Genomic DNA, 523 nt, shown 5'->3' with positions numbered 1-523 from the left:
CACACCGCGGCGGCCAGCACGGCGGGCACGGCCCACACGCCGATCGACACGCGCCAGCCGGCGGCCTCGGCCACCGGGACCGCCAGGAGGGGGGCGACGAACTGTCCGGTCTGAAGGAGCAGGAGGTACGACGAGGTCCAGGCCGCGATGTGGTCGGGGAACCAGGCCTTGATGAGCGGGACGATCACGACGTTCGTCGCGCCGATCCCCGCCAGCGCGAGGACGGTGGCCATGACGAGGAGCGCGGGCGAGGTGGCGAAGGCTCGCAGGGCGAGCGCCACGGCCGACAGGCCGAGGGCGACCGCGGCGGTGCGCTCGAGGCCGTACCTGCGGGTCACGACCGGCGCCATGAAGCCGAAGACACCGAACGCCGCAGCCGGGACCGTGCCCAGCAGGCCGGCCAGCGCGAGCCCGAAACCGAGGTCGGAGCCGATGATCTCCAGCAGGGGGCTGAAGCCGGTGACCGCGGTGCGCAGGTTGATCGCCGTGAGTGCCGTGGCGAGTCCCGCCCAGAGGGCGAGGT

General features: G+C 73.6%; 1 protein-coding gene. It reads right to left on the bottom strand.

Annotated features, from left to right (window positions below):
• Nucleotides 1–523 (bottom strand): MFS transporter (locus FB586_RS18940; protein ID WP_136520874.1); only part of this gene is annotated, 523 nt, incomplete at both ends.

The sequence above is a fragment of the Cellulomonas telluris genome, from assembly GCF_004886325.1.
Classification (GTDB): Bacteria; Actinomycetota; Actinomycetes; order Actinomycetales; family Cellulomonadaceae; genus Cellulomonas; species Cellulomonas telluris.
Note: the sequence above shows the minus strand (reverse complement) of the source record. Positions and strands in the feature narration are given on the sequence as shown.